The organism is Mesorhizobium hawassense, from assembly GCF_003289945.1.
Classification (GTDB): domain Bacteria; phylum Pseudomonadota; class Alphaproteobacteria; order Rhizobiales; family Rhizobiaceae; genus Mesorhizobium; species Mesorhizobium hawassense.
The window spans coordinates 12,833-39,071 of the sequence record NZ_QMBP01000006.1; the positions used below are offsets into that span (position 1 = coordinate 12,833).

Below are 26,239 nucleotides of genomic sequence, written 5' to 3' on the forward strand. Positions count from 1 at the left end.
AAGTGAACGTCATGGCGATGAGCGCCGTGGCGCGGGACACTGTTTTTGCCCTGCGCCGCCAGATCGCGAAGATCGAAGGAACGCTGCCCGAGCGCCTGCAGGCGCCGGCGCCTGGCGCGCCTATCGATGCTACTGGATCGGATATGACGCCGGACATGACGATCATCCGGCACGGCCTTGCCGTGGCTTCGGCGAACGCCTTCCTGCACACCGGCATTGAACGCCTCGACAGCGCCCTTGGCGGCGGCCTGCCCAAGGCAGCGCTCAGCGAGATCCATGGCCTGGAGACCCGCGATGCCGGAGCCGTCGCCGGCTTCGCGCTGTCACTCGTAAGCCTGATCCTCAGAGAGAAGCAGGGCCTGCCGATCCTTTGGGTCGGCACGGCGGAAATTTTCCATGAGGCCGGCCTTCCCTATGCCAGGGGCCTTCACGCTTTGTTCGGCATCGAGCCGGAGCAATTGCTGTTTTCCGAGGCGCCGAAACTGCTCGACGCGCTGTGGATCGCCGAGGAGGCCGCCCGCATGACGGCCTTCGCCGCCGTCATCCTCGAGGTCCGCGGCAGCCCGCAGCGGCTCGACCTCACCGCCACGCGCCGGCTGCACGCGCGGGCTCAAAGCGCCAACCGCCCGGTGCTGTTGCTGCGCCAGGCCGGCGAGGCCGACCCCACCGCGGCGCCCGTGCGCCTCATCGTCTCGGCGGCGCCGGCGGCAAACCGCGAAACGGTCGCCGGGCCGCTCGCCGGCTCGATCGGCCGCCCCGCCTTCAAAGTCGATATCGGCAAGAGCCGCACGGCCCTGCCCGGACAATTCACACTGGAGTGGAACCCCGATGAGCACGCTTTTGCCGAAAGAACAGAGAATTCTGTCGCTGTGGTTCCCGCATCTGGCCGCGGAGCGGATCCTGCGCCAGCGTCTGGGGCGGTCCTGGCGTTCCCGGCCGTCGCAACATCTGCCACTGGTGATAAGCCATCGCGACAACAACACCCAACGCATAGCAGCCCTCGACGAGCGGGCTGAGGCGCTCAAACTGAAGCGCGGCATGGGCATTGCCGATGCCCGCGCCATGCATCCCTCGATCGACGTGGTCGAGGCCGACGCGGAAGCCGACCGGCGCCTGCTCGAAGGTCTTGCCGACTGGTGCGACCGTTACACGCCGCTGGTGGCGATCGACGCCGAGGACGGGTTGTTTCTCGACGTCACCGGCTGCACGCATCTCTTCGGCGGCGAGCGCGCCATGCAGGACGAGATCCTCACCCGCTTCTTCCAGCAGGGTTTCGATGTCCGCGCCGGCCTCGCCTCCACGCCGGGCGCCGCCTGGGCGGCGGCGCGCTTCCATGGCGACCGCATCGTGGCCGGCGGCGAGGAGGAGGCGCTGCTGGCGCCGTTGCCCTTGTCGGCGCTGCGCATCGCGCCGGAGACCCGCGCCGGCCTGGAGAGTGTCGGCCTGCGCACCGCCGGCGCGGTGATGGCGGCACCGCGCGCGCCGCTCGCCCGCCGCTTCGGCGCCACCCTGCTTCTGCGCCTCGACCAGGCGCTCGGCCGCCTCGACGAGGCAGTGTCGCCGCGCCTGCCCGTCGCGCCGCTCTCGGTCGAGCGCCACCTTGCCGAGCCGGTCATGCACACCGACGACATCGAGCGGCTCATAAGCCGGCTTGCCGTCGCCTTGAAAACCGACCTCGAACGGCGCGGCGAGGGCGCAAGGACGCTGGCGCTGCTTCTCTTCCGCGTCGACGGCGCCGTCAGCCGCATCGCCGTCGGCACCTCGCGCCCGATGCGCGAGCCGCGGCTGATCCAGAAACTGTTCCACGAGCGGCTGACCGCATTGGAGCAGAATATCGATGCCGGCTTCGGCTTCGACCTGGTGCGGCTCTCCGTGCTGTCGGTAGCCGCCTTCGACATGTTACAGGGCGACCTGACCGGCGAGGCCGACGACGATGACGCCGACATCGCGCTCTTCGCCGACCGGGTCCGCGCCCGCCTCGGCGAGGCCGCCGTGCTGAAGCCGGTCGTCGTCGAAAGCCATCTGCCGGAACGCGCCGTCAAAACCGTGCCTTTCGCCGAAGCGCCGCAGAGGCGCGCGCCGGCGGCCGGACGGACGGCGCCACCGATGACCATCTATCCGCCGGAGCGGCCGGTGCGGCTGTTCCGCTCGCCCGAGCCGATCGACGTGCCGGCGACCGAAATCCCCGAGGGTCCGCCGATGAATTTCCGCTGGCGGCGCGCGCTTTACCGCGTCGCCCGCGCCGAAGGGCCGGAGCGCATCGCCGCCGAGTGGTGGCGCCAACTGCCCGGCGAGGAAGAGGCGCCGACCCGCGACTATTACCGCATCGAGGACAGCGAAGGCCGCCGCTACTGGCTCTACCGCCAGGGCCTCTACGGCAGCGTCGAGCAGGCCGTACCGCCGCGCTGGTACATGCATGGGGTGTTCGCATGAACGCGCTGACCGTCATCCCCTATGCCGAGTTCGGCATCCGGTCGAATTTCTCCTTCCTGCGCGGCGCCTCGAAACCCGAAGAGCTGGTGGTCACGGCGAAATTCTACGGCTTTGCCTCGATCGGCCTGGCTGACCGCAACACCGTCGCCGGCGTCGTGCGCGCCTGGCAGCAGGCCAGGGTCGAAAAGCTCGCCTATCACCCCGGCTGCCGCCTGGTGTTCGGCGACGGCACGCCGGACATCCTCGCCTACCCGCGCGACCGCCAGGGCTGGGGGCATCTCTGCCGCATGCTCACGCAAGCCAATCTGCGCGACGAGAACGAGAAGGGCGCGACGCTGCTGGAAATGAGCGACCTGCTCGAATGGGGCGATCGGATGTCGTTGGCGATCCTGCCCGATCTGTCCGGCGGCGCCGAAGACAGGCTGTCGCTCATTAGCCGGCTCAAAAATCGTTTTGGCGCGGCGCTCCGGCTGGCCGTGGCGCCGGACTATGCCGGCAATGACCGTTTCCGCATCGAGCAGGCGGCGGCGATGGCCGGAGAGGCGCGCGTGCCGCTGATGGCGACCAATGACGTGCTCTATCACGCCGCCGATCGCCGGCCGCTGCAGGACGTGCTCACCGCGATCCGCCTCAACACGCCGGTTTGCGAGGTCGGGCTGGAGCTGACGGCCAATGCCGAGCGCCATCTGAAGCCGCCGCTGGAAATGGCGCGGCTTTTCCGCCGCCACCCGCAGGCGCTGGCCGAGACGCTGCGCTTCGCCGACGAGCTTTCCTTCGCGCTCAGCGACCTCGAATACAATTACCCGGACGAGCCGACCGAATCCGGGCTCGGACCGCAGGCCGAGCTCGAACGCCTGGCGCGCGAAGGCGCCACCGTGCGCTATCCGGCCGGCGTTCCCGATCATGTCACGCAGCGCATCGACAGCGAGCTCGCTCTGATCGAGCGCCTGAACTATGCCCGCTATTTCCTCACCGTCCACGACATCGTCAAATTCGCGCGCAGCAAGGACATCCTTTGCCAGGGCCGTGGCTCGGCCGCCAATTCGATCATCTGCTTCTGCATCGGCATCACCGAAGTCGGCCCGGAACGCATCGACACCCTGTTCGAGCGCTTCATCTCCGAGGAGCGCAACGAACCACCCGACATCGACGTCGATTTCGAGCATGAGCGGCGCGACGAGGTCATCGCCTATATCTACGAGAAATACAGCGCCAAGCGCACCGCTTTGGCCGCTGCCGTGATCAGCTATCGCGGCCGCTCGGCGCTGCGCGAGGTGGCGAAGGCCATGGGCCTGTCGGAGGATGTCCGCAGCGCGCTGTCCAGCACCATCTGGGGCTGGTCGACCTCCGAGCTCGGCGAAAGGGAGGCCAATGCCGGCGGTCTCGACCGCACCGATCCGCTGTCCAGGCAGGTGCTGGAGCGCGCCAACGAGATCATGGGCTTCCCCCGCCACCTCTCCCAGCATGTCGGCGGCTTCGTCATCACCCGCGACCGGCTCGACGAGGTGGTTCCCATCGTCAAGACGGCGATGGAGGAGCGCAAGATGGTCGAGTGGGACAAGGACGACCTCGACGCGGTGAAGATCCTGAAAGTGGACGTGCTGGCCCTCGGCATGCTGACCTGCCTGAAGCGCGCCTTCACCTTGCTCACGCATCATTATCCGCAGGCGCGGGACGATTATGGGCGGCCGCTGACCCTTGCGACGCTCCGTGAAGCCGATGAGCGTGTCTATGACATGATCTGCAGGGCCGACACGCTCGGCGTCTTCCAGATCGAGTCGCGCGCCCAGATGTCGATGCTGCCGCGCCTCAAACCACGCACCTTCTACGATCTCGTCATCGAGGTGGCGATCGTGCGTCCCGGTCCGATCCAGGGCGACATGGTGCATCCCTATCTGCGCCGCCGGCAGGGCAAGGAGGCGGTCCATTACCCCAGCCTGGAGCTGAAGAAGATCCTCGGCAAGACGCTGGGCGTGCCGCTGTTCCAGGAACAGGCGATGAAGATCGCCATCGTCGCCGGCGGCTTCCGGCCGGGCGAGGCCGACGAGCTGCGCCGTGCCATGGCGACCTTCAAGCGCACCGGCACCATCGGCAATTACCGCCAGCGCATGATCGACGGCATGGTCGGCAATGGCTACGAGAAGGAGTTTGCCGAGCGCTGTTTCAAGCAGATCGAGGGTTTTGGCGAATACGGCTTTCCCGAAAGCCACGCCGCCTCCTTCGCGCTGCTGGTCTATGCCTCCTGCTGGTTCAAGACCTTCTATCCGGATGTCTTCTGCGCCGCGATCCTCAACGCGCAGCCGATGGGTTTCTACCAGCCGGCCCAGCTCGTGCGCGACGCGCGCGACCATGGCGTCGAGGTGCGCGAGGTCGACATCAACCATTCCGTCTGGGACTGCACGCTGGAGGAGACGGCCTTCGATCCGTCGCGCATCCTCGAGCGCCACGCCTCGATGCGTGGCGTCATCGAGACCGCGCATGCCGTGCGGCTTGGCTTCCGTCAGATCAAGGGTCTCTCCGAGGAGCGTATGGATATAGTCGTTGGCCGCCGCGGCGAGGGCTACCGGTCGGTTCGCGATGTCTGGCTGCGTTCGGGCCTCGATGTCGGCGAGATCGAAAGGCTGGCGCAGGCCGACGCTTTCCGCTCGATCGGGCTCGACCGTCGCTCAGCGCTCTGGGAAGTCCGCGCCCTCGACGGCAAGAGCGCCGCCGAAAAACTGCCGCTGTTCGACCAGCCGTCGCTCAGCCTGCGCGAGCTGGAGCCGGAAACCAGACTACCGAAGATGCCGCTCGGCGAGCATGTCGTGCACGACTATCGCTCGCTCGGCCTGTCGTTGAAAGAGCATCCCGTCGCCTTCCTGCGCGAACGGCTGGAGCGCGCCGGCATCACCCCCAATGCCTGCCTGCCGTCGGTGCGCGACGGCCGCCGCGTCTCCGTCGCCGGGCTGGTGCTGGTGCGCCAGCGTCCGGGCAAGGGCAATGCGATCTTCCTGACCCTGGAGGACGAAAAGTCGATCGCCAACGTCATCATCTGGCCGCGCGTCTTCGACCGCTTCCGCTCCATCGTCATGGGCGCGCGCTTCATCCGCGTCACCGGCAAGCTGCAGCATGAATCGGACGTCATCCACATCGTCGCCGACAGGATCGAGGACCTAACCTCCTGGCTGAGCGTGCTGCTGCACGAGGCGCCCGTCATCGAGCATCGACACGACGAAACGGCCCCCTATCGGCCCACGGACCCTGGCCGTGGCATGGCCGTACAGCAAGATACCGCGACGCTGTCCAGTGAGGCCCGGCAGGTCATGCCCAGAGGTCGTAACTTCCAGTAGCCGCAAGCACCTTCGTCATCCACGGGCGAAGCGACGCGGCGCAGACCCGAGGATCATGCCGCGACTTTGAAGAGCCGCGACGGTGCGGAATTCTGCTCCGTCAGGGGAAGAAGATCTACGACGGCCCGCCGAGCCGCGGCTGAGGCGTCAGCATGTCCTCGGCCGAGATCGTGCGCGCTTCCGAAGGCAGCATGACCGGGATGCCGTCGCGCACCGGATAGGCGAGCTTCGCCACGCGCGAAACCAGCTCGCTGCGCTCGGGATCCCAGGTCAGCGGCCCCTTGGTCAGCGGGCAGGCGAGCAGTTCAAGCAATTTCGGATCAACGTCGGCCTTCCGCCCGTCACGTCCATCAGCCACCAACATATCCTCCCGCGACCTGGGATGCGTCGGGATTCAACTCGGGCCGAATCTCGATACACTTACTGGATGCTGGAACCAAAATCGTCATCCTCCCGCGCCAGCGTCATTTCGGTTATCGCAATCAGCGTTTCGGCGCGCGTCTTCAGGTCCGGCGCTTCCAGCAGCGCCTGCTTCTCGGCCGGTCCGTATGGCGCCATCATCGACAGCGCGTTGACCAGCATGCCGTTTTCGGCGCGGCTGACGCTCTCCCAGTCGGCCTCGAGGTCGTTGGCCTGCAGATAGGCGCGAAACGCCTTGAGCAGCGCCGGCCGGTCGACTTCGGCGGCGGCCGGATCTTCCTCGAGGTCGGCCAGAAACGGCGCGATCTTGCACTGCCGGAACGGCGCCTTTGCCGCGATCTCCTGCCCTATGCGGAACCGGCACACGCCCTGCAGCGAGATCAAATAGCGGCCGTCGCCGGTCTCGGCGAGCGAGATGATGCGCCCGGCGCAGCCGACATTGCACAGTTCCGGCTCGCCATCGTCCCGCAAGGCGCCGTCGAGGCTGGGCTGGATCATGCCGATCAGCCGCGAACCGGCCATCGCCTGGTCGATCATCTGCAGGTATCGCGGCTCGAAAATGTTGAGCGGCATGCGGCCGCCAGGCAGGAGCAGCGCTCCGGCAAGCGGAAACACCGGGATTGCCGGCGGCAGATCCTTGGCCAGCCGGTAGAGTGCGTTACCGACGCGCACCGCGACCCTCCCACAGCAATGCCGGCAAGCGCATCAACCCGCAATCTCCTCTCGCACCGCCAAACCCGTCTTGAATGGCAGCAGCACCACCAGCCCCGCCCTTATCTGGCGCTGATGCCCCACAGCTCAAGCCTGCCGGCTACGATAGCCGGTAAAAACTCTTACGAAAACAGCAGCGACGACAGCTTGCGCCGCGCCGCGAGCGTCGCCTCGTCGGTCATTCCCCAAGCCTCGAATAGCTTCAACAGCTGCGCCCTGGCGCCGTCGTCGTTCCACGTCCGGTCGGCCTTGACGATCGAAAGCAGGTTGTCGGCGGCCGCATTCCGCTCGCCGCGCGCGTTCTGAATCATCGCCAGGTCGAAGCGCGCCTGATGGTCGGCCGGATCGGCGGCAAGCCTACGCTCGAACTCGGCCGGATTGCCGAGCGCCGCGGCTTCCGCCGCAAGCGCCATCTTGGCGCGCAGCGCGGCCAGCACCGGCGCGTCCTTCTTGTCCTCCGGCGCCCGGGCCAGGACGGCTTCGGCGCCTTCCGCGTCGCCGGCATCGAACAGGATCTCGCCCAGCCCCGCGACCGCCTCGATCGTCTCCGGCGCCTGCTCCAGGATCGCGTCATAGATGTCGGCCGCGGTCTGGGCGTCGCCGGCCGTGCGCGCCTCGGTCGCCGCGGCAAGCGCGTCCGCGATCTGCGGCGCGCCGCCGCCCTTGCCGCCGATCTTCTGGATGAACTGGGCGATCTGGCTTTCGGGGATAGCGCCCATGAAGCCGTCGACCGGCTGGCCGTCCTTGAAGGCGATGACCGCGGGAATGGACTGGATGCCGAGCTGGCCGGCGATCGAGGGATGATCGTCGATGTTCATCTTGACCAGCTTGACCTTGCCGCCGGCGGCCTGCACCGCCTTTTCCAGCTGCGGCGTCAGCTGCTTGCACGGCCCGCACCACGGCGCCCAGAAGTCGACCAGCACCGGCTGGCGGCGCGATTCCTGGATGACGTCGGCGGCGAAGGTGGCGGTCGTCGTGTCCTTGATCAGCTCGGCGGCCGCCGGCGCGTCGCCCAGCGAAACCTTGGCGCGGTCGCCGGCGCCATATTGCACCGTCTGGGCGTACTGGCCGCCATTGCCGCCAAACGCGCCGCTATACGGATTGTCGTCGCTCATCGTGTCGCCCTTTCGGTCGCGCTCTGGGCGTCGGCGCCCGGCGCGTCATTGTCAAATTTCGGAATCGCCCTCCATGTGGCGATCAAGCCGTGACTTTCAAGATTATGAGACCTTCAAGATAACAGGATCGTGGCCGGTTGCCTCGACGAATCTGATCAGATCGGCGGCGGCGATCGAGGTCGTCGCCTCGTTGGTCAGCGGATGGCCGTTGATGACGTCGTGGCTCATCAACTCCTGGTCGAGCACCGCCTTGACCTTGCCTTGCGTGTCGTTGATCAGGCCGAAAACGGTGACCGCCCCGGGGATGACGCCGAGCAGTTCCATCAGCATCTCCGGCCTGCCGAACGACACCCGGCCGGCGGCGCCGATCAGGTGGTGGATCTGCTTCAGGTCGACCACGGCCTCCTCGCCGACCGTGACCAGGAAGTAATTGTCCTTCTTGTCCTTGAGGAACAGGTTCTTGGTGTGGCCGCCATGGATTTCACCGCGCAGGGCCTGCGAATCGGCCACCGTGAACAGCGGCGGATGCCGCACCGTCGACACGGCAATGCCGAGATCGGCAAGAAAGGCGTTGAGCTCGGCTTCGGTCTTCGGCATTCGGTCCTCGCATCATCGGGAAGCGTCATGCCGTTTACGGCGAACGATGCCATTCCGGCAAGGCCGTGCCGGCCGGGCCAGCGTTTGCGGCTCTGGATTCAGCCGCTTGCGGGCCTCGGGAAAAAGACCGTCATTTCCCTGTTGCAATCGCCGCGCTCTTCGGCCATATAGGCCCGGCTTGCGGCCAAGGCCGCGCGAGCGGGTGTAGCTCAGGGGTAGAGCACAACCTTGCCAAGGTTGGGGTCGAGCGTTCGAATCGCTTCACCCGCTCCAGTTTCCCTTAGGGATCAAGCAACGAAAAGCCGCGGTTCGCCGCGGCTTTTTCGCATTTGGGGGCGAACCAAGAAGTCGTCCCTGTCGATTTCCATCTGCCACTCTTCCCGAAAATACCGCAAACTGAAATCCGGGTTACCGTGTGGCAGGTGCAGAGGGGAACTTACGAAATGGCGAGCGATACACTTGCGCTTTTGATCGACGGCGACAACGCATCACCGAAAATCATATCAGGGCTGCTTGCGGAGATCGCCAATTACGGCCGGGCAAGTGTCAGACGAATCTATGGAGACTGGACGAAGCCGAATCTCAATGGCTGGAAGGAATGCCTGCTTGAGCATTCTCTTCAGCCCGTGCAGCAGTTCGCCTACGCGACGGGCAAGAACGCGACGGACGGCGCGATGATCATCGACGCGATGGACCTGCTCTACACAGGACGGTTTTCCGGCTTCTGCATCGTCTCGAGCGACAGCGATTTCGCAAGACTCGCCTCTCGCATCCGCGAGCATGGCATAACCGTTTACGGATTCGGTGAACGTAAGACGCCCCGGCCGTTCATTACAGCCTGCGACAAGTTCATATATATCGACGTGCTCGGCGGCGCGGCGGTAGAGCCGCCGCAAGCAACGCAAAATATACAAGAGAGCGACCGTAGAAAGTCCGTCGAGGTTGCTGCGGCATCCGTCAATATCGAAGCAGAAAAAGGCAGGCCAGCACAGGGTGGAGCTGCAAGCGGCGAGCTGGACGACACCGCGCTCGACATGCTCCGAAAGGCAGTCGAGGCATCGGCGGATGAAGACGGCCGCGCGAATCTCGCGCGCGTGGGAGCGCACCTTGCAAAGCAATCACCAGACTTCGACGCTAGAAACTACGGCTATCCGCGGTTGAGCGATCTGGCGACCGCCTCCGGTATTCTTGAAGTGGAGCGCGTAGGCGATCAGCCAAAGATTGTCATGGTGCGATTGAAGACGGTTGATGCGCGTCTCGCACCGAGAACCGGCCGCTAGTGCCTCGCCAGACGCCGACGATCAGGCGCCTGGTCGCGCGCGACACTTCGACTCGGTAGGTAGCGTCCGACGTCCGGAAAGTGTCAGCCGCTCCTCAGACTTGAGTCGTATCTTCAACGGACTGTAGAGCCCCTTTTGCTAGGTCCCCGACAACTATATTGTTCGGTGAAAGTGCTGGAGACAATTCAGCCGGGCAGGTTCGCGGGGAGCATTTCCCGCAAATTTTACGTTGGGGCATACCAGAACAAAAAATCGGCCATGAGGTTTACCGCCTTACAGGACCCGTGCGGCCAATGGATGGTCTATGATCTGCTGTCGGATTTGCCAGCGCAGATGCCGGACATATTGCTGCTTGGGTTGACTCGCGAGGAAGCCGAGCGGCTTGCCCGGCAGGCGGATGAATTCCTCTCGGCGCAACAGCCGGGCGCGCCGAGGCGATCGGCGCTCATTGGAGATTTCGGTGCGCTGGCGCAGGGAGCGCCGACGCGGTTCGCTGCGATGCAGGATCCGTGTGACGACTGGCTTGTTTGCGATCTGGCTTCCGACCTTCCGGCGGAGCTGGAAAACCGGCTTCTGATCGGGCTGGCGCGAAGCGAGGCCGAGCAGCTTGCCGGCCTGGCCAATGCGGGAATCATCAGGCGCGCCGGCAATTCGCCCATTCTAGTCGCCAGCGTCGCCTGACGCCGCCAGCCCTCGCTCCGTATTTTCCTCGAATTGCTCTAGCGGCCGATCCCAACCAGCCGGGCCGAGCGGGCAAGCCCGTCGAGGGCGCGCCTGGCCACGCCTCTTGCCGGTTCTGCCACCGGTGCGACGGCGAGGCTGCGCCGCTTTTCCTGCGCAAAGGCTTCGAGCTCGCTGAAGAAGCCGGCGTCATGGAAGCGGAAGGCTTCCACCTTGCGGAACGCTCTCACGCCGGCCTTCTCGGTCCACTTTTCGCCTTCCTGCTTGGTGACGGCAACGTGGGTTTCGCCTTCTATGACCCGCGCCAGCCGCTCCTGGTCCGGCTTCGTGCCCGGCGCGAAGAACCGGACGGCCGCGTCGAAGGCCCGATGCGGATCGGCCACCAGATCCTCGTAGCGCACCAGGAGACGTTCGAAACGGACCGGGCTGTCGACCCACTTGGCCATGAACGCTGCCCAGCCCTCGGCGCGGATGCGCGCGAATTCCTGAAAGCTTTCCTTGGTGTCTGCGCCGCCGTCCAGCAGGTAGAGTTCGAAGTCCGAGATCGTCGCCGGCGTGAGCGAACGGTACTGGATCAGATAGGGCACGTCCGGCAGGATCGGGACGGACAGGTCGAAGTCGTGGTTCTTGGTGAAGTTCATGCCCAGGCGCGTGCACGGGGCGCTGCCGCAGCAGGCCGGATCGCTGGTGTAGAACAGGCAGTACCTGAAGTCGCCGCCGAAATAGGCGAGCGCAAGGCGATGCATCAGGTGATGCCCGCTGCGCGGCCAGCTCACGCCGGCGACGTATCTGACTTTCACGCGACTCGAAGCCCCTGTTGTCACGCGTTTGTGATTGTCTCTCGATAGTAGGCAAAGCGCTTGAAGTCCAGCATCCACGCCCGGCCGCCCACAGGCAACATCGTCACCCGACCACTGCTCTGCAAGAGGGACGCCGCATCAGCCCCACAAGCATCGGGTTGGCAGGATGATCCTTACCACCCGGCGCGCACCGCCCGGGCAGTTGCGCAGAGCGCTGCCGTTTTCAGAGCAGTGGCCTGGCCGCAAGCGATCTTTCGCGGCTGGAATCCGGCTGCGCCGCGCTCGGTCTCGACAAGATCGGCGCGGCCTATGGCAACAGCCAGTCCCGGCCGGAGATGCTGCCGCAGCAATATGATCTGGTTTTCGCGAGTGGGAAACCCGCGCTGGAAGGCGACATGCAGCCGCCTGGCGGCAATCTGAATGGCCCCGAGGACTTCATCAAATCCATATAGCCCCGTTACCCCAGCCGCGCCCTCGTCGTCCGCGGCGTCGCCAAGAGCAGGCTGGTCTCGCTGCCCGTTATGCCTGGGATCAGTCTTATCCGCCGCAGCACGGCGTCGAAATCGGTGAGCGTGGCGGTGCCGAGTTCGACCACCAGGTCCCAGCGGCCATTGGTGGTGTGGATGGTCGAGACCTCGGCGAGGCCGCCGAGCGCCTTGACGACGCGGTCGGCGGCATGGCCTTCGATCTCGATCGTCATCACGCCGCGGATCTTCTGGTCGACCGCGTCGGCGCGCAGCACCACCGTGTAGCCGATGATCTCGCCGGATTTCTCCAGCCGCTCCATGCGCGACCTGACCGTGGCGCGCGACACGCCGAGATCGATGGCGAGGTCGGAGACGCTGCGCCGCGCATCGTGCCTCAGCAGCGTCACCAGCTTTTCGTCGAGAGCGTCCATCTCTTCCATTTCGATCAAGTCATCTATCCAATATGATAGATCAGTCTTCTCGAAATGCCAATTTTCGCTGTTCAAACCGCCAGCCCGTGATGATCCAATCCCGGCATCAATCGCGAGGGCTAAAGAATCATGCGCTGCAGGATCGTCGGCGCGCCGGTGCAGGACGGCGCGGGCAGGATGGGATGCGAAATGGGGCCGAGCGCGCTGCGCACGGCAGGGCTGGTCTCGGTGCTGGCCGAGCTCGGCCATCAGGTCGAGGACTGGGGCACGGTCGAGAAGACCCAGGCCCGTGCCGTCGTCCACGGCAATCTCGCGCTGAAGGCGCTGCCGGAGATTTCCGCCTGGACCGCCGCGATCGCCGAGACCGCCTATGCTGCTTCGCGCGACGCCATGCCGATCTTCCTCGGCGGCGACCATTCGATTTCCGCCGGCACCGTGTCCGGCGTGGCGCGCCGCGCCGCCGAGCGCGACCGGCCACTTTTCGTGCTGTGGCTCGACGCGCATCCCGATTTCCACACGCTCGACACCACCACCAGCGGCAATCTGCACGGCGTGCCGCTCGCCTATGCCAGCGGCCAGGCAGGTTTTCAGGGTTATTTCCCCGACCTGCCGCAGGCCGTCGACCCGGCTCGCATCTGCGCCATGGGCCTGCGCAGCGTCGACCCGGCCGAGCGTCGCGCGCTCACTGAAGCGGGCGTCACCGTGCACGACATGCGCGCCATCGACGAGCACGGCATTGCGCCCCTGCTGCGCGCCTTCCTGGCCCGCGTCGAGAAGGAGAACGGACTCTTGCATGTCAGCCTCGACGTCGACTTCCTCGACCCATCGATCGCGCCGGCCGTCGGCACCACCGTTCCCGGCGGTGCCACCTTCCGCGAGGCGCATCTGGTAATGGAGATGCTGTCCGACAGCGGCCTGGTCTCCAGCCTCGACCTGGTCGAGCTGAACCCGTTCCTCGACGAGCGCGGCCGCACCGCGACCCTGATGGTCGACCTCACCGCCAGCCTGATGGGCCGCCGCATCATGGACCGTCCGACCCGCAGCCATTCCGGGAGCCTCTGAGCATGACCCAGCCTTCGCGCCTTGCCATCGTCCCCTTCGTCAGCGTCGACCGCATGATGAAGCTGGTGCTCACCGTCGGCGTCGAGCGGTTCCTGACCGAGCTCGCCGCCTATATCGAGGAGGATTTCCGCCGCTGGGAGCTGTTCGACAAGACGCCGCGCATCGCCTCGCACAGCCATGACGGCGTCATCGAATTGATGCCGACCAGCGACGGCAAGATGTACGGCTTCAAATACGTCAACGGCCATCCCAAGAACATGCGCGAGGGCCGCCAGACCGTCACCGCTTTCGGCGTGCTCGCCGATGTCGGCTCCGGCTATCCGATGCTGCTGACCGAAATGACCATCCTGACGGCGCTGCGCACCGCCGCCACCTCCGCCGTCGCGGCCAAATACCTGGCGCCCAAGGGCGCGCGCGCCATGGCCATCATCGGCAACGGCGCCCAGTCCGAATTCCAGGCCATCGCCTTCAAGGCGCTGCTCGGCATCGACCGGCTGCGGCTCTACGACATCGACCGTTCGGCCTCGGAAAAATGCGCCCGCAACCTCGCCGGCAAGGGCTTCGACATCACAATCTGCGCCACCGGGCAGGATGCGGTGGAAGGCGTCGACATCATCACCACGGTGACGGCCGACAAGCAGTACGCCACCATCCTCACCGACAACATGGTCGGCTCCGGCGTCCACATCAACGCCGTCGGCGGCGACTGCCCGGGCAAGACCGAGCTGCACCGCGACATCCTCTTGCGCTCCGACATCTTCGTCGAATTCCCGCCGCAGACGCGTATCGAGGGCGAGATCCAGCAGCTCGACGCCGACCATCCGGTGACCGAGCTGTGGCAGGTGATGACCGGCCAGGCCGAGGGTCGCAAGACGGCCAAGCAGATCACGCTGTTCGATTCCGTCGGCTTCGCCACGGAAGATTTCTCCGCCCTGCGCTACGTCCGCGACCAGCTCCAGGCCACGGGCCTCTACGAAGAGCTCGACCTGCTCGCCGACCCCGACGAGCCGCGCGATCTGTTCGGCATGCTGCTCAGGGCCGCGATGCAGCCGGCGGCATAAGCCGAAGGGCGGATGAGGGGCGGCGCAGCGGTCGAAGGTGAGCGCGTTGCTGCCTCCTCGGATGGCTTTTGAAGTCATTCTCGCAGTCTCGGCGCCGCCCCTCATTGCCCTGCCGGGCATTTCTCCCCGTATAGTGACGGGGAGAAAGAGCTGCCACGCATGATTTCGCCAACCACCAGCGTTGCAGGATGGGCGCCGAGGCCGCGGCCAGCAGGCAGATGAGGGCAGCGCCAGCGTCGGCGATTACCAACACTCCTAACGCAAAGCCGCGCAGCTTTCCCGCTCGACCAGCACCGGCGCCAGCACCTCGCGTCGCGAGGGCGCTTCCGGCTCGCCGAGCCGCTCGAGCAGCAGGCTCACCGCCAGCGTGCCGATCTTTTCGACCGGCTGCGCGATCGTCGTCAGCGGCGGCCAGGTGGTGACGGCATAGGGGATGTCGTCGAAGCCGACCATCGACATGTCGTCGGGCACCCGCGATCCGCGCGAGCGCAGCGCGGTAATGGCGCCCATGGCCATCAGGTCGTTGCAGGCGAACACGGCCGTGATGTCCGGCGCCTGCGCCATCAATTGTTCCATCGCCAGCCGGCCGCCGGCGAAATGATAGTCGGAATCGACGATCGACGAAGGCGGAAGGTCAATGCCGGCTTCGGCGAGCGCGCGGACGAAACCGCGCAGGCGGGCCGGGCTGGAGCTCGAATCGCGCGGGCCGCCGATGACGCCGATCTTCCGATGCCCGAGCCCGACCAGATATTTGCCGGCGAGATAGCCGCCATGGTCATGGTCGACCAGCACCGAATCGACATTGACCGACTGGATCTCGCGGTCGAGCAGCACCGCCGGCACGCTCGGCAACATGCGGGCAAAGACCCGCGCATGGTCGGACGAGCCGGCGAAGATCAGCCCGTCGATCTGCTTGGCCATCAGCACCGAGAGGTAGCGCTCCTCCTTCTCGGCATTGCCGTCGGAATTGCACAGGATCACCGTGTAGCCGGAAACGAAGCCGGCGTCCTCGATCTGGCGCGCGACGCTGGCGAAGAACGGGTTGGAGTTGTCGGGGAGCAGCAGGCCGATCGTCTTGGTTTCGCCACGCCTGAGACTCCGCGCCACCGAGTTCGGGCTGTAGCGCAGCGCGCTGATCGCGGCGCGCACGCGCTCGGCCGTTTCCGGCTCGACATGGCGCGTGTGGTTCATCACATGCGAGACCGTTGCGACGGACACCCCCGCGTGGCGTGCGACATCGGCAATCGTCGTCATGGCCCTTGTCCCCGACTGCTCCTGTTTTTTCCGCGCAATTCCGGGCGTCTTCCCGGAACTCAGCGAATCTTGCGCAACAGCCTCTCCCGATACGCGTCTAAAATGACCGCGAGCACGATGACAAGGCCGATTACGATGGGTTTGAAATTGTCGCCGACGCCGAGCAGCTGCAATCCGGTGCTCAAGACCTGCAAAATGCAGGCGCCGACCAGCGTGCCGATGATCGAGCCCTTGCCGCCGCTGAGGCTGGTGCCGCCGATGATGACGGCGGCGATCGCATTGAGCTCGTAGCCGACGCCGGCGATCGGACTGCCGATGTTGAGGCGCAACAGATAGACCATGGCCGCGATGCCGGCGGTGAGGCCGCTGATGGTGAAGGCGGCGACCTTGTAGAAATCCGGATTGTGGCCCGACAGCCGCACCGCTTCGTCATTGGTGCCGACGGCGAAGATCATTCGGCCGAAGACGGTGAAGCGCAGCACGAACCAGCCGGCGGCGATCACCAGCACCGCGACCAGGAAGATCGACGGCAGGAAGTCGCCGATGATCAGATTGCCGAAATCGACAAAGCTCTGCGGCAGGCCGGTGATGGTCGAATTGTCGCTGACCACGCGCGCCGCGCCCGACGCCATGTTGAGCATGCCGAGCGTGACGATGAAGGACGGGATCTTCCAGCGTGTCGAGATCCAGCCGTTGAGGAAGCCGCAGACGGCGCCCGTCGCCATGCAGGCCAGAAGCGCCAGCGTGATGGCGACGGCCGGCGACAGGCTCTCGTCGATCATCACGGTGGCGCCGACCACGGTGCACAGCGCCAGCACCGAACCGACCGAAAGGTCGATGCCGCCGGTGAGGATGACGAAGGTCATGCCGGCCGCGAGCACCGTGTTGATGGCGATCTGCACGAAGATCTTCAGCGCATTGCCGGAGCTGGCGAAATAGGGTGCTGTCGCCGAGAAGAACAACGTGATCAGCACCAGCGCCAGGAGCACGCCGGCATCGCGCACCAGGAAGCGCAGGAATTTTGCGCGGCCGGGGGAAACAGGCGCGGAAACGGTCGTCTCGCTCATGGTCGCACATACTCCTGATAGGCGAGCGACAGGATGCGCTCCTGGTCGAAGTCGGATCGCGGCACCTCGCCGACGATCCTGTTCTTGGAAAAGACGATGATGCGGTGGCACATGCCCATCAGCTCGGGCAGGTCGGACGACACCATGATGATGCCCTTCTGCTGCGCCGCCACCATCCAGAGCAGCTGGTAGATCTCGCGCCGCGCGCCGATATCGACGCCGCGCGTCGGCTCGTCGAGGATCAGCGTCGAGGTGCCTCGAAACAGCCACTTGGCCAGAACCACCTTCTGCTGGTTGCCACCGGAGAGATTGCGCACCGCCTGCTCGATCGAGCTTGCCTTGATGCGCAGCTGGCCGACGAGATCGTTGGCCGCCGCGGCCTCGGCCCGGCGGTTGAGCAGCCCGTTGTGCGAGACTTTGCTCAGATCGGTGATGGTGATGTTCTTGTCGACCGGCATGTCGAGGAGCAGGCCCTGGCCCTTGCGGTCCTCGGTGAGCAGGCTCAAGCCATGCCGCACCGCGTCCTTGGGCGCAGCGATCGCCACCGGCTTGCCGTCGATCTCGACCACGCCGTCGAGCTTCGGATCGGCGCCGAACAGCACCCGCATCGCCTCTGTGCGGCCGCTGCCGACCAGGCCGGCGACGCCGAGGATCTCGCCATGGCGGACGGCGAAGGAAATGTCTGGCGTTGCAGCGTCGCGCTTCAGATTGGCAACGCTGAGCGCGACCTTGCCCGGCACGATCGAGGCGTCGAAACCATATTCGTCGGCAATGTCGCGACCGATCATCATGCGCACCAGGTCGGGCACGGTCAGGCCCCGGAGATCGCGGGTCGCAACCAGCCTGCCGTTGCGCAGAACGGTCACCCGGTCGCCGATCTCGAACACCTCGTGCAGCCGGTGCGAGATGTAGATGATGGTGACGCCCTTGGCCTTGAGCCGCTTGATGATGGAGAACAGCCGCTCGATCTCGGGTGGCGTCAGCGTCGCCGTCGGCTCGTCGAGCACGAGCAGCTTCGAGTCGTAGCTCAGCGCCTTGGCGATCTCGACCAGCTGCATCTGCGCCACGCCCAGTGCCTCGACCCGCGTCCTTGGATCGATATCGAGCCCGACTTCCGTGAGCAGCGCCACGGCGCGGCTGTTGAGCGCCTTGCGGTCGACGATGCCGAAGGCGCGGCGCGGCAGGCTTTCCAGCATCAGGTTCTCGGCGATGCTGAGATAGGGCAAAAGGTTCAGTTCCTGATGCACGATGCGGATGCCGCTCTGCTGCGCGTCATGCGGCGTCTTCGGCTGATAGGACTGGCCGTTGAAGGCGATCCTGCCCGAGTCCGGCTGGTAGATGCCGGCAAGCAGCTTGATCAGCGTCGACTTGCCGGCGCCGTTCTCGCCCAGGATGATGTGGGTCTCGCCGCGCGCGATCGACAGCGACACGTCGCTCAGCGCGACGGCGCCCGGAAAGATCTTTCCGACCCCTTCAAGGGAAAGGATGGCATCGTTCATGCAGCGGAATCCTGAATTGCGCCCGTCGACCGTCAAGGCGGGTGCGAGCGCGCCTTCATCGCCGCCGACAGTTTGCCGGCGGCGATGATAAGACAAGCGAACGCCGGAAGGGAGCGCCGGCGCTGGCGCTTGCCTCAGGCGGTGATCAGCTTGACGTCGGTCTTCACCCAGCCCGAGAACTTCTCGCCCTTGAGCTCGCGCAGACCGTAGTCGATGCCCATAGCGGCCATCTGCGCGCCATACTGCTCGACGGTGGCAAGCATCTTGCCGTCCTTCAGCAGCGGGCCGACGGCCGGGATGTTGTCGAAGCCGACGACCTTGATCTGGCCGGACTTGCCGGCCGCGTCGATCGCCTTGACCACGCCGAGCGCCATCGAATCATTGGCCGCCATCACGCCCTGGATGTCGGGATGCTGGGTGAGGAAGTTGGTCATCAGCGTGTTGGCTTCCTCGGTCTCCCAATGCGCCGTCTTGGAGTCGAGCAGCTTCAGCTTGTACTCCTTGACCGAATCGTCGAAGCCGAGCTTGCGCTCCTTGGCGTTGTCGGCTTCCGGATTGCCCTCGAGGATGACCACCTTGCCGCCCTTGCCCAGCGCCTTGCCCAGCGCGTCGCCGGCGAGCTTGGCGCCGGCGCGGTTGTCCGGGCCGAAGAAAGCGAGGTCGATGCCGGCCTTCTTCTTGGCCCCCTTGTCGAGCGCGACGTCGATGTTGATGACCTTGATGCCGGCCTTCAGCGCCTTGGCGATCGGCGTGACCATGGCCTTCGAATCGGCCGGCGCCACGACGATGATGTTGTAGTTCTGGGTGATGAAGTTCTCGATCGCGTCGACCTGGGCGGCGAAGTCGCGCTCGTCCTTCATGCCGACGGCGGCGAAATCGAACTTGTCCTTGTTCTTGGCCGCGTAATCCTCCGCGCCAGCCTGCATCTGCTTGAAGAACTCGTTGGCCAGCGACTTCATCACCAGGCCGACCTTCGGCTTGTCGGCAGCGAAAACCGGGCCGAGCGGCAAAGCGAGCGCGCCGGCGGCCAGCGCGGTCGTCTTCAGGAATTTGCGGCGCGAGAACGAACCCAGGTCGAACGTTTGGGTATTTGAAATCTTGCTCATGCTTTCCTCCACTTTGACTGAGCCGTAATCGGTTACGTAACCGATTACGCGCCAAGGTAGAGCGTGAGTTCGACAGGTGTCAATATCAGGACGAAGTGTCCGAGGGAGAATCGGCCGCGCTCAGGCCTGACCGTTTCTGGCTTTTCCCGGAATTGTTCTTAAGCCCTGTAGCGCAGCGCCTCGACCAGCAGGCTGAAGGCCGGCGTCGCCTGGCGGCGGCTGGGGTAATACAGGTGGTATCCGGGGAAGGGCGGGCACCAGTCGGCAAGCACCCGCACCAGCCGGCCGTTGGCAAGTTGCGCCGTCACCTGGTCCTCGGGCAGATAGGCGAGGCCGAGGCCGGCCAGCACCGCGTTCAGCCGCAGCCCGGCGGTGTTGAACACCAGCTGTCCCTCGACGCGCACCTTCAGTTCGCGCCCGGCCTTTTCGAACTCCCAGGCATAGAGCCCGCCATAGGTCGGCAGGCGCAGATTGATGCAATTATGGGCAGTCAGGTCCTGCGGCGTCCGCGGCTTGGGCCGCGTGGCGAAATAGCCGGGCGAGCCGACCACAGCCATGCGCATGTCGGGGCCGATGCGCGTCGCGATCATGTCGCGCGCCACCTGTTCGCCAAGCCGCACGCCCGCGTCGTAGCGCTCGGCGACGATGTCCGTCAGTCCGTAGTCGACGACGATCTCCACCTTGATGTCCGGATAGTCCGGCAGGAACTTCGCCAGAGCTGGCCACAGGATGGCGTCCGCCGAATGCTCGCCGGCGGTGATGCGGATGGTGCCGGCCGGTTTCTCGCGCAACTCGCTCAAGGCGGCGAGTTCGGCTTCGATCTCGTCGAGCCTCGGCCCGATCGAGCGCGTCAGGCGTTCGCCCGCTTCGGTGGGCGACACGCTGCGCGTGGTGCGGGTGAGCAGCCGCACGCCGAGCCGCTCCTCCAGCGCCCGCAAGGTGTGGCTCAGCGCCGATTGCGACACGCCGAGCTTCGCGGCGGCCCTGGTGAAACTCCTTTCGCGCGAGACGGCGAGGAAGGCGGTCAGCTCGTTGAGGTTGTCGCGCGGCATTGATGAGGAAGCCTCATAAGTACATGCCGGATATAGCAGCTAATCGCCAGGAATTGCAGGCCCTAAATAGGCGCCATCGCAATCGGCCGTCCCCAATGGGCGGCCCTGAAGCAGGCTGCCCAGCCTCGAAAGGGAAAAGCAATGGATATCAAACGAAGCGGCTCGCAGGCCTCCGCCAAGGGGCCGGGCGACTGGTTCACCGGCACGGTGCGCATCGACCCGCTGTTTGCCGCAAACGCGCCGGCCCGCGCCGCCGGCAACGCCGTCACTTTCGAGCCCGGCGCGCGCACGGCCTGGCACACCCATCCGCTTGGACAGGTGCTGATCGTGACCGCCGGCTGCGGCTGGGTGCAGCGCGAGGGTGGACCGGTCGAGGAAATCCGCCCCGGCGACGTGGTCCGCTTCGAGCCGGGCGAGAAGCACTGGCATGGCGCGGCGCCCACCACCGCCATGACCCACATCGCCGTCCAGGAAGCGCTCGACGGCAAGGCCGTCGACTGGATGGAGCAGGTCAGCGACGCGCAGTACCAAGCCTGATCGCGGAGCAAGCAGAATGTCCACATCCCCTGCACCGAAGCCGAACAAGACGGCCATCCTGGCGATCATCCTCGTCAGCTACGTCATGATCGTGCTCGACACCTCGATCGTGCTCACCGGCCTGCCCAGGATCCACCAGGGCCTCGGCTTCAGCGATGCCGGGCTGGCATGGGTGCAGAGCGCCTATACCTTCGGCGGCTTCCTGCTGCTCGGGGCGCGGGCGGGCGACATTCTCGGCCGCAGGCTTATGCTCATCGTCGGCCTTGGTCTGTTCACGCTCGCTTCGCTGGCGATCGGCGCCGCGCAATCGGCGGCATGGATGATCGGCGCGCGGGCGCTCCAGGGTCTTGGCGCCGCCATCCTGGCGCCCTCGACGCTCGCCTTGCTGCAGACCACCTTCGCCGAGGGCGCCGAGCGCACCCGCGCCGTGTCCTATTACAGCGCCGTGGCCGGCGTGGCGGCCAGCGTCGGCCTGGTGCTGGGCGGCGTGCTGGCCGACTGGATTTCCTGGCGGGTCGGCTTCTTCATCAACCTGCCGATCGGCATCGCCATGATCGTCGCCGCGCATCGCCATATCGCGGGGACCGAGCGGCGCGCCGGCCAGCTGGACATCGTCGGCGCCCTGACCTCGACCATCGGCATGACGGCGCTTGTCTACGGCTTCGTCCGCTCGGCCGACACCGGCTGGACCAATGCCGGCACCATCGCGTCGCTGGCGGGCGCCGTGCTGCTGCTTGGCGTCTTCGTCGTCAATGAATGGAACGCGAAGCAGCCGATCATGCCGCTGCGGCTATTCGCCAGCCGCGAGCGTGCCGGCGCCTATGCCGCCCGCATCCTGTTCCTGGGAGCGATGATCGGCTTCTTTTTCTTCACCACGCAATATCTCCAAGGGGTGCTCGGCTACAAGGCGGCGCTGACCGGCATGGCCTTCCTGCCGATGACATTGGTGAATTTCGCCGTGGCGATGACCGTGCCGCGGCTGACGCGCCGCTTCGGCAATGGCCGATTGCTGGCCGGCGGCCTAACCTTGAGCCTGCTCGGCATGGCCTGGCTGAGCCGCGCCTCGTTCGACACGGCCTACCTGACCGGTGTGGCGCTGCCGATGGTGCTGATCGGCGCCGGGCAGGGCTTGGTGCTCAGCCCACTGACCACGTCGGGCATCGCCGGCGTTGCGCCCCGGGATGCGGGCGCAGCGTCGGGCGTCGTCAACGTCGCCCATCAGCTCGGCAATTCGCTTGGGCTCGGCGTGCTGGTTGGGGTGGCCGCGGCGGGCGCCGGCGCGCTCGATGGTCGCGCGCTGCTCGCCTACCGCTTCGGCGCCGCACTTACCGGTGGCTCCGTCATGCTGGCGCTGCCGCTGCTCTGCGTCTGCGCCTTGATCCTGCGGCCCCGCAAGGCGGCGCTGGCGGTGCAGACCGGAGCGAACGCCTGATCAGCGCGGCCGATGGCGCACGGTCACCGCCAGCCGAGTGCCGGCGCGACATGCTTCAAAATCGACTCGATGACATGGGCGTTATAGTCGACGCCGAGCTGGTTGGGCACCGTGAGGAGCAGCGTGTCGGCCTCGGCGATCGCCTGGTCCTCCTTCAACTGCTCGATCAGCAAATCCGGCTCGGCGGCATAGGTGCGGCCGAACACGGCGCGCTTCTCCGGCTCGATATAGCCAAAGTGGTCCTGGCCCTCGCTGCCCCCGAAATAGGCGCGGTCCATGTCGTTGACGAGAGCAAAGATGCTGCGGCTGACCGAAACGCGCGGCTCCCTTGCGTGGCCAGCTTCCTTCCAGGCGTCGCGGTAGGCCCTTATCTGCTCGGCCTGCTGGATATGCAGCGGCTCTCCGCTTTCGTCGAATTTCAGCGTCGAGCTCTGCAGATTCATGCCGAGCTTGGCCGCCCAGACGGCGGTGGCGTTGGTGGCCGCGCCCCACCAGATGCGCTCGCGCAAGTCGGCCGAGAAGGGTTCGAGCCTGAGCAGGCCGGGCGGATTGGGAAACATCGGCCGCGGATTGGGCTGCGCGAAACCCTCGCCGCGCAACAGGTCGAGGAAGATCTCCGAATGCCGGCGCGCCATGTCGGCGTCGCTCTTGCCCTCCTCCGGCACGAAGCCGAAGTAGCGCCAGCCATCGATCACCTGCTCGGGCGAGCCGCGGCTGATCCCCAACTGCAAACGTCCGCCGGCGATCAGATCGGCCGCGCCCGCATCCTCGGCCATGTAGAGCGGGTTCTCGTAGCGCATGTCGATGACGGCGGTCCCGAGCTCGATGCGCTTGGTTTTCGCGCCGGCTGCCGCCAGCAACGGAAACGGCGAGGCGAGCTGCCGGGCAAAATGGTGGACGCGGTAGTAAGCGCCGTCGGCGCCGAGCTCCTCGGCCGCGACCGCAAGGTCGATCGACTGCAGAAGCGCGTCGGCGCCCGAGCGCGTGCCCGATTGCGGCGAGGGCGACCAATGCCCGAACGAAAGAAACCCGATCTTCTTCATGTGCTCCATTCCAGCTCGTCGCGATTTCTGGACCGCTCAAGCTCTTTTGTTGCTCCAGTGTAATGCCGTAAGGCGTATAACGGCCTCGGCTTCGAAATTGCGTAAAAGCAGATAGCCAGAGCAGCGCCGCGATTCAACGGAAGCCGAATGAACGATCTGTCACCCATTCTTTCGACCGTAACCGCTTCCTTCCTGGCGTCCTTCGTCGAAGTCGTCGAAGCCTTCACCATCGTGCTTGCCGTCGGTGTGACGCGCGGCTGGCGCCCGGCGCTGACCGGCGCCGCCCTGGCGCTCGCTTTGCTGGCCGCGCTGGTGCTCGCTTTCGGACCGTTGCTGGCGCTCGTTCCCATCGCCGTCCTGCAATTCGTGGTCGGCGTGCTCCTGATCCTGTTCGGCATGCGCTGGCTGAGGAAGGCGATCCTGCGCAGCGTCGGCGTCATTGCGCTGCATGACGAGGACCAGGCCTTTTCGAAGGAGACGGCGGCGCTGCAGCGCCAGGCCAACGACCGCCGCGCCGACTATCTGGCGGCCGTCGCGTCGTTCAAGGCGGTGCTGCTCGAGGGCGTCGAGGTGGTGTTCATCGTCATTGCCGTCGGCGCAGCACACGGGCAGACGCTCTATGCCAGCCTCGGCGCACTGGCCGCCTTCGTGCTGGTGATGCTGATCGGCCTTGCAGTGCATCGGCCCTTGGCGCGTGTGCCCGAGAACGCGCTCAAATTCGTCGTCGGGCTGATGCTGACCAGCTTCGGCGTGTTCTGGACCGGCGAGGGCCTCGGAGCCGAATGGCCGGGCGAGGACCTGGCCCTGCTCGGCATCTTCGCCATCATGGCCGCGGCATCCTTCGCCATCGTGCGCTGGCTGCGCGGCGTCTACCCGGCAGCCGCCGAAGGAATCGCCCGATGACCGTGATCCGTCTCGTCCTCAAGGAGCTTGTCGGCATGTTCGTCGACGACGGCAGCCTCGCGCTGCTGGCGCTGGGCCTGATCGCGCTGATCACCGCGGCGGTCAAGCTGATTGCGCTTCCGCCGCTCATCGGCGGCTTGCTGCTTCTCGTCGGCTGCCTGGCGATTCTTCTGGACAGCGCGCGCCGCGCCGCGCGCGGCAAGGCGCGCTGATTGGAGCAAGCCGCCCAAGGTGTGTTGAGATTCAGGTCAGGCTGAGCCACATTTGCTGGCCGCCGCGCTTTAGTAGACGGTGAAAAGCGTCGGCAGGTGGCCGCCAAGGCGGAAATACTCGACCGCCTCGATGAGCGGAAACAGCGCCAGGAAATAGAGCCCGTCGCGGAACGTCCTCCGCAGCGCGCCCGTCGAAAACAGCCACTGGTCCTCGTCGCGGTAGAGCAGCGGGTTCGGCCAGAAGCGTGGCGTGCGTCCGGCATAGGCCGCATGGACGGCGCCGAACTTCCCGGCGAGATACTCGGCCTCCCTGCGCGCAGTGAAGCGGAAGACGAGGAAGCTTGCCAGGCCGAGCATCGCGGCCGCTAGCACCGAACCGAACATCAACCCGATGCCGGCCGCGCCGACGGTCGAGAAGAAATAGAGCGGGTTCTGGGTCATCGAGAATGGACCGGACGTGACCAGCTCGTCATTCTTCCGGCCGCCGACGAAGAGGATGCTCCACAGCCGGCCCAAAAAGCAGGTCAGCACCATCACGAAGCCGATCGTCTCCAAGGCCTCGTGCCCGTTCGATCCTTCGGCCAGCGCCGGCTTGCTGAACAGGAGCAGGATGACGGCAAGCACGGCGGCCACCTGCACGACGATCAGGCGCTTGTGCTGGTCGAACGCCTTCGGCGCCGCTTTGAGGGATGTGAAAGCCATTCTTTTGTCACCGCTCCGGCGCCGACAGGGAACGCCAAGGCTTCTCTAGCTCTTCCACCGCCCGATGACGAGGCCCGTCCAGTGTTTTTGGCCGACCTTACCAATTTGTAAGCTCGCGGACAGGCTGCGGTGATTTGGCCTGCCTAGCTTCACGCTCGCCTCACGAATTTTTGAGGCAGCTCGAACAGGCGCCGCACGGACCGCAAAATGGACATCGCCATGCTCTCTCAAGCCGACCACTTCACTCTCAACCGGGTTCCGGAAGTCACCCTCGATTTCTGGCTGATCAAGATCATGGCGGTGACCATGGGCGAGACGGCGGCCGACTATCTCGCCGTCAATCTCGGCCTCGGCCTTACCACGACGTCGCTCATCATGACCGGCATGCTGATCGTCGCGCTTGTCCTGCAATTTGCGCAAAAGCGTTATGTGCCCTGGGCCTACTGGCTCGCCGTCGTCCTGATCAGCATCGTCGGCACCCTGGTCACCGACAACCTCGTCGACAATTTCGGTGTGCGGCTGGAGACGACGACGATCGTCTTCGCGGTCGTGCTGGCGCTGACTTTCGTCGCCTGGCACGCGAGCGAAAAGACGCTCTCGATCCATACCATCGTCACCACCAGGCGCGAGGTCTTCTATTGGCTGGCGATCCTCTTCACCTTCTCGCTCGGCACCGCCGCCGGCGACCTGGTCGCCGAACGCATCGACCTGGGCTATCTCACCACCGGCCTCATCTTCGGCGGCGTCATCGCGGCGATCGCGTTCGGCTATTTCTTCCTCGGCCTGAATGGCATCCTCGCCTTCTGGCTCGCCTATATCCTGACCCGGCCGCTCGGCGCGTCCTTCGGCGACCTGCTCTCGCAACCGGTCGAATATGGCGGCATGGGTTTCGGTACCACCTTCACCAGCCTCACCTTCCTCGGCGCCATCGTGGTCATCGTTCTTTACATGACCTTGAAGACCATAATCGACGAGGACGACCACGCCCTGCTCGACTAGGCCATGGCGCCGAAGAGCGCGACGCGGTTTCCGGCGACATCAGGCT

The 26,239-nt window shown here is 65.7% G+C and carries 25 protein-coding genes and 1 tRNA gene; 13 read left to right on the forward strand and 13 right to left on the reverse strand.

Going from position 1 to position 26,239, the window contains the following annotated elements:
• Nucleotides 1-11: 11 nt before the first annotated feature.
• Genes DPM33_RS36965 through DPM33_RS14195 form a run of 3 tightly spaced genes read left to right on the forward strand, consistent with a single transcriptional unit; the run spans nt 12 to nt 5,762 of the window.
• The gene (locus DPM33_RS36965) at nt 12-1,016 is read left to right on the forward strand and encodes an ImuA family protein (protein WP_112098073.1); all 1,005 of its coding nucleotides are present in this window, start codon (nt 12-14) and stop codon (nt 1,014-1,016) included.
• Nucleotides 958-2,433 carry a DUF6504 family protein gene (locus tag DPM33_RS14190; protein ID WP_112098074.1) on the forward strand — a complete coding sequence of 492 codons (1,476 nt, stop codon included), beginning with the start codon at nt 958-960 and terminating at the stop codon, nt 2,431-2,433. The genes DPM33_RS36965 and DPM33_RS14190 overlap by 59 nt, the downstream gene beginning before the upstream one ends.
• A complete protein-coding gene (locus tag DPM33_RS14195; RefSeq protein ID WP_112098075.1) occupies nt 2,430-5,762 on the forward strand; it encodes an error-prone DNA polymerase in 3,333 nt (1,110 codons plus the stop codon). Before DPM33_RS14190 ends, DPM33_RS14195 begins: the two co-directional genes overlap by 4 nt.
• 115 nt (nt 5,763-5,877) lie before the next feature.
• Here the strand turns inward: DPM33_RS14195 and DPM33_RS14200 are convergent, their stop codons facing one another.
• The 4 genes from DPM33_RS14200 to DPM33_RS14215 form a co-directional block, all read right to left on the reverse strand.
• Nucleotides 5,878-6,126: a Trm112 family protein gene (locus DPM33_RS14200; RefSeq protein WP_167449067.1), complete on the reverse strand. Its 249-nt coding sequence runs from the start codon at nt 6,124-6,126 to the stop codon at nt 5,878-5,880.
• Nucleotides 6,127-6,182: 56 nt separating this feature from the next.
• On the reverse strand, nt 6,183-6,854 hold the full coding sequence (locus tag DPM33_RS14205) for an LON peptidase substrate-binding domain-containing protein (RefSeq protein WP_112098076.1): 672 nt from the start codon (nt 6,852-6,854) through the stop codon (nt 6,183-6,185).
• A gap of 161 nt (nt 6,855-7,015) precedes the next feature.
• Nucleotides 7,016-8,008 carry a thioredoxin gene (trxA, locus tag DPM33_RS14210; RefSeq protein WP_112098077.1) on the reverse strand — a complete coding sequence of 331 codons (993 nt, stop codon included), beginning with the start codon at nt 8,006-8,008 and terminating at the stop codon, nt 7,016-7,018.
• A gap of 102 nt (nt 8,009-8,110) precedes the next feature.
• On the reverse strand, nt 8,111-8,605 hold the full coding sequence (locus DPM33_RS14215; protein ID WP_112098078.1) for a prolyl-tRNA synthetase associated domain-containing protein: 495 nt from the start codon (nt 8,603-8,605) through the stop codon (nt 8,111-8,113).
• A gap of 198 nt (nt 8,606-8,803) precedes the next feature.
• Here DPM33_RS14215 and DPM33_RS14220 point away from each other — a divergent pair.
• The 3 genes from DPM33_RS14220 (at nt 8,804) to DPM33_RS14230 (ending at nt 10,566) form a co-directional block, all read left to right on the forward strand.
• A tRNA-Gly gene (locus DPM33_RS14220) sits at nt 8,804-8,878 on the forward strand.
• A 170-nt stretch (nt 8,879-9,048) separates the two neighbouring features.
• A complete protein-coding gene (locus DPM33_RS14225) occupies nt 9,049-9,885 on the forward strand; it encodes an NYN domain-containing protein (RefSeq protein WP_112098349.1) in 837 nt (278 codons plus the stop codon).
• A 165-nt stretch (nt 9,886-10,050) separates the two neighbouring features.
• Nucleotides 10,051-10,566 carry a hypothetical protein gene (locus DPM33_RS14230; RefSeq protein WP_146770249.1) on the forward strand — a complete coding sequence of 172 codons (516 nt, stop codon included), beginning with the start codon at nt 10,051-10,053 and terminating at the stop codon, nt 10,564-10,566.
• 38 nt (nt 10,567-10,604) lie between these two features.
• Here DPM33_RS14230 and DPM33_RS14235 read toward each other — a convergent pair whose 3' ends face one another.
• Together DPM33_RS14235 and DPM33_RS14240 are read right to left on the reverse strand one after the other, a co-directional pair.
• Nucleotides 10,605-11,366 (reverse strand): hypothetical protein, encoded by a 762-nt coding sequence (locus DPM33_RS14235; protein WP_146770250.1) that lies wholly within the window; start codon nt 11,364-11,366, stop codon nt 10,605-10,607.
• A 457-nt stretch (nt 11,367-11,823) separates the two neighbouring features.
• Nucleotides 11,824-12,264 carry an Lrp/AsnC family transcriptional regulator gene (locus DPM33_RS14240; RefSeq protein ID WP_112098350.1) on the reverse strand — a complete coding sequence of 147 codons (441 nt, stop codon included), beginning with the start codon at nt 12,262-12,264 and terminating at the stop codon, nt 11,824-11,826.
• Nucleotides 12,265-12,393: 129 nt separating this feature from the next.
• Here DPM33_RS14240 and rocF point away from each other — a divergent pair, with 129 nt between their 5' ends.
• Together rocF and DPM33_RS14250 are read left to right on the forward strand one after the other, a co-directional pair.
• A complete protein-coding gene (rocF, locus tag DPM33_RS14245) occupies nt 12,394-13,326 on the forward strand; it encodes an arginase (protein ID WP_112098081.1) in 933 nt (310 codons plus the stop codon).
• Between the two features lie 2 nt (nt 13,327-13,328).
• Complete coding sequence (locus DPM33_RS14250) at nt 13,329-14,387, forward strand: ornithine cyclodeaminase (protein ID WP_112098082.1); 1,059 nt, start codon at nt 13,329-13,331, stop codon at nt 14,385-14,387.
• Between the two features lie 255 nt (nt 14,388-14,642).
• Here DPM33_RS14250 and DPM33_RS14255 read toward each other — a convergent pair whose 3' ends face one another.
• The 5 genes from DPM33_RS14255 to DPM33_RS14275 all read right to left on the reverse strand — a co-directional run bounded on the left by DPM33_RS14255 (nt 14,643) and on the right by DPM33_RS14275 (nt 20,365).
• On the reverse strand, nt 14,643-15,641 hold the full coding sequence (locus DPM33_RS14255; protein WP_112098083.1) for a LacI family DNA-binding transcriptional regulator: 999 nt from the start codon (nt 15,639-15,641) through the stop codon (nt 14,643-14,645).
• 59 nt (nt 15,642-15,700) lie between these two features.
• Nucleotides 15,701-16,708: an ABC transporter permease gene (locus DPM33_RS14260; RefSeq protein ID WP_112098084.1), complete on the reverse strand. Its 1,008-nt coding sequence runs from the start codon at nt 16,706-16,708 to the stop codon at nt 15,701-15,703.
• Nucleotides 16,705-18,207, reverse strand: coding sequence for a sugar ABC transporter ATP-binding protein (locus tag DPM33_RS14265; RefSeq protein WP_112098351.1), 1,503 nt, complete (start codon nt 18,205-18,207; stop codon nt 16,705-16,707). Before DPM33_RS14265 ends, DPM33_RS14260 begins: the two co-directional genes overlap by 4 nt.
• Before the next feature lie 134 nt (nt 18,208-18,341).
• On the reverse strand, nt 18,342-19,313 hold the full coding sequence (locus tag DPM33_RS14270; protein ID WP_112098085.1) for a sugar ABC transporter substrate-binding protein: 972 nt from the start codon (nt 19,311-19,313) through the stop codon (nt 18,342-18,344).
• A 158-nt stretch (nt 19,314-19,471) separates the two neighbouring features.
• Nucleotides 19,472-20,365: a LysR family transcriptional regulator gene (locus tag DPM33_RS14275; protein ID WP_112098086.1), complete on the reverse strand. Its 894-nt coding sequence runs from the start codon at nt 20,363-20,365 to the stop codon at nt 19,472-19,474.
• 141 nt (nt 20,366-20,506) lie between these two features.
• Between DPM33_RS14275 and DPM33_RS14280 the strand changes: the two genes are divergently transcribed.
• Together DPM33_RS14280 and DPM33_RS14285 are read left to right on the forward strand one after the other, a co-directional pair.
• Complete coding sequence (locus DPM33_RS14280) at nt 20,507-20,902, forward strand: (R)-mandelonitrile lyase (protein WP_112098087.1); 396 nt, start codon at nt 20,507-20,509, stop codon at nt 20,900-20,902.
• Nucleotides 20,903-20,918: 16 nt separating this feature from the next.
• Nucleotides 20,919-22,334, forward strand: a complete 1,416-nt coding sequence (locus DPM33_RS14285) for an MFS transporter (RefSeq protein WP_112098088.1) — start codon at nt 20,919-20,921, stop codon at nt 22,332-22,334.
• Between the two features lie 23 nt (nt 22,335-22,357).
• Here DPM33_RS14285 and DPM33_RS14290 read toward each other — a convergent pair whose 3' ends face one another.
• A complete protein-coding gene (locus tag DPM33_RS14290) occupies nt 22,358-23,377 on the reverse strand; it encodes an LLM class flavin-dependent oxidoreductase (protein ID WP_112098352.1) in 1,020 nt (339 codons plus the stop codon).
• A gap of 147 nt (nt 23,378-23,524) precedes the next feature.
• On the opposite strand from DPM33_RS14290, the gene DPM33_RS14295 reads away from it, so the two are divergent.
• Together DPM33_RS14295 and DPM33_RS14300 are read left to right on the forward strand one after the other, a co-directional pair.
• Entirely contained in the window at nt 23,525-24,280 is a 756-nt protein-coding gene (locus DPM33_RS14295) for a COG4280 domain-containing protein (RefSeq protein ID WP_112098089.1), read from the forward strand.
• Nucleotides 24,277-24,492 carry a hypothetical protein gene (locus DPM33_RS14300; protein WP_112098090.1) on the forward strand — a complete coding sequence of 72 codons (216 nt, stop codon included), beginning with the start codon at nt 24,277-24,279 and terminating at the stop codon, nt 24,490-24,492. The genes DPM33_RS14295 and DPM33_RS14300 overlap by 4 nt, the downstream gene beginning before the upstream one ends.
• A 69-nt stretch (nt 24,493-24,561) precedes the next feature.
• Here DPM33_RS14300 and DPM33_RS14305 read toward each other — a convergent pair whose 3' ends face one another.
• The gene (locus tag DPM33_RS14305; protein ID WP_112098091.1) at nt 24,562-25,194 is read right to left on the reverse strand and encodes a methyltransferase family protein; all 633 of its coding nucleotides are present in this window, start codon (nt 25,192-25,194) and stop codon (nt 24,562-24,564) included.
• Nucleotides 25,195-25,401: 207 nt separating this feature from the next.
• On the opposite strand from DPM33_RS14305, the gene DPM33_RS14310 reads away from it, so the two are divergent.
• Complete coding sequence (locus tag DPM33_RS14310) at nt 25,402-26,193, forward strand: COG4705 family protein (protein WP_112098092.1); 792 nt, start codon at nt 25,402-25,404, stop codon at nt 26,191-26,193.
• Nucleotides 26,194-26,239: the final 46 nt, after the last annotated feature.

Excerpts from the sequence above, each read along its gene's own strand:
- DPM33_RS36965 (WP_112098073.1), top strand. The coding sequence starts at position 12 with ATGGCGATGAGCGCCGTGGCGCGGGACACTGTTTTTGCCCTGCGCCGC.
- DPM33_RS14195 (WP_112098075.1), top strand. The coding sequence starts at position 2,430 with ATGAACGCGCTGACCGTCATCCCCTATGCCGAGTTCGGCATCCGGTCG.
- DPM33_RS14200 (WP_167449067.1), bottom strand. The coding sequence starts at position 6,126 with ATGTTGGTGGCTGATGGACGTGACGGGCGGAAGGCCGACGTTGATCCG.
- trxA (WP_112098077.1), bottom strand. The coding sequence starts at position 8,008 with ATGAGCGACGACAATCCGTATAGCGGCGCGTTTGGCGGCAATGGCGGC.
- DPM33_RS14215 (WP_112098078.1), bottom strand. The coding sequence starts at position 8,605 with ATGCCGAAGACCGAAGCCGAGCTCAACGCCTTTCTTGCCGATCTCGGC.
- DPM33_RS14225 (WP_112098349.1), top strand. The coding sequence starts at position 9,049 with ATGGCGAGCGATACACTTGCGCTTTTGATCGACGGCGACAACGCATCA.
- DPM33_RS14240 (WP_112098350.1), bottom strand. The coding sequence starts at position 12,264 with ATGGACGCTCTCGACGAAAAGCTGGTGACGCTGCTGAGGCACGATGCG.
- rocF (WP_112098081.1), top strand. The coding sequence starts at position 12,394 with ATGCGCTGCAGGATCGTCGGCGCGCCGGTGCAGGACGGCGCGGGCAGG.
- DPM33_RS14250 (WP_112098082.1), top strand. The coding sequence starts at position 13,329 with ATGACCCAGCCTTCGCGCCTTGCCATCGTCCCCTTCGTCAGCGTCGAC.
- DPM33_RS14255 (WP_112098083.1), bottom strand. The coding sequence starts at position 15,641 with ATGACGACGATTGCCGATGTCGCACGCCACGCGGGGGTGTCCGTCGCA.
- DPM33_RS14260 (WP_112098084.1), bottom strand. The coding sequence starts at position 16,708 with ATGAGCGAGACGACCGTTTCCGCGCCTGTTTCCCCCGGCCGCGCAAAA.
- DPM33_RS14265 (WP_112098351.1), bottom strand. The coding sequence starts at position 18,207 with ATGAACGATGCCATCCTTTCCCTTGAAGGGGTCGGAAAGATCTTTCCG.
- DPM33_RS14270 (WP_112098085.1), bottom strand. The coding sequence starts at position 19,313 with ATGAGCAAGATTTCAAATACCCAAACGTTCGACCTGGGTTCGTTCTCG.
- DPM33_RS14275 (WP_112098086.1), bottom strand. The coding sequence starts at position 20,365 with ATGCCGCGCGACAACCTCAACGAGCTGACCGCCTTCCTCGCCGTCTCG.
- DPM33_RS14280 (WP_112098087.1), top strand. The coding sequence starts at position 20,507 with ATGGATATCAAACGAAGCGGCTCGCAGGCCTCCGCCAAGGGGCCGGGC.
- DPM33_RS14285 (WP_112098088.1), top strand. The coding sequence starts at position 20,919 with ATGTCCACATCCCCTGCACCGAAGCCGAACAAGACGGCCATCCTGGCG.
- DPM33_RS14290 (WP_112098352.1), bottom strand. The coding sequence starts at position 23,377 with ATGAAGAAGATCGGGTTTCTTTCGTTCGGGCATTGGTCGCCCTCGCCG.
- DPM33_RS14295 (WP_112098089.1), top strand. The coding sequence starts at position 23,525 with ATGAACGATCTGTCACCCATTCTTTCGACCGTAACCGCTTCCTTCCTG.
- DPM33_RS14300 (WP_112098090.1), top strand. The coding sequence starts at position 24,277 with ATGACCGTGATCCGTCTCGTCCTCAAGGAGCTTGTCGGCATGTTCGTC.
- DPM33_RS14305 (WP_112098091.1), bottom strand. The coding sequence starts at position 25,194 with ATGGCTTTCACATCCCTCAAAGCGGCGCCGAAGGCGTTCGACCAGCAC.
- DPM33_RS14310 (WP_112098092.1), top strand. The coding sequence starts at position 25,402 with ATGGACATCGCCATGCTCTCTCAAGCCGACCACTTCACTCTCAACCGG.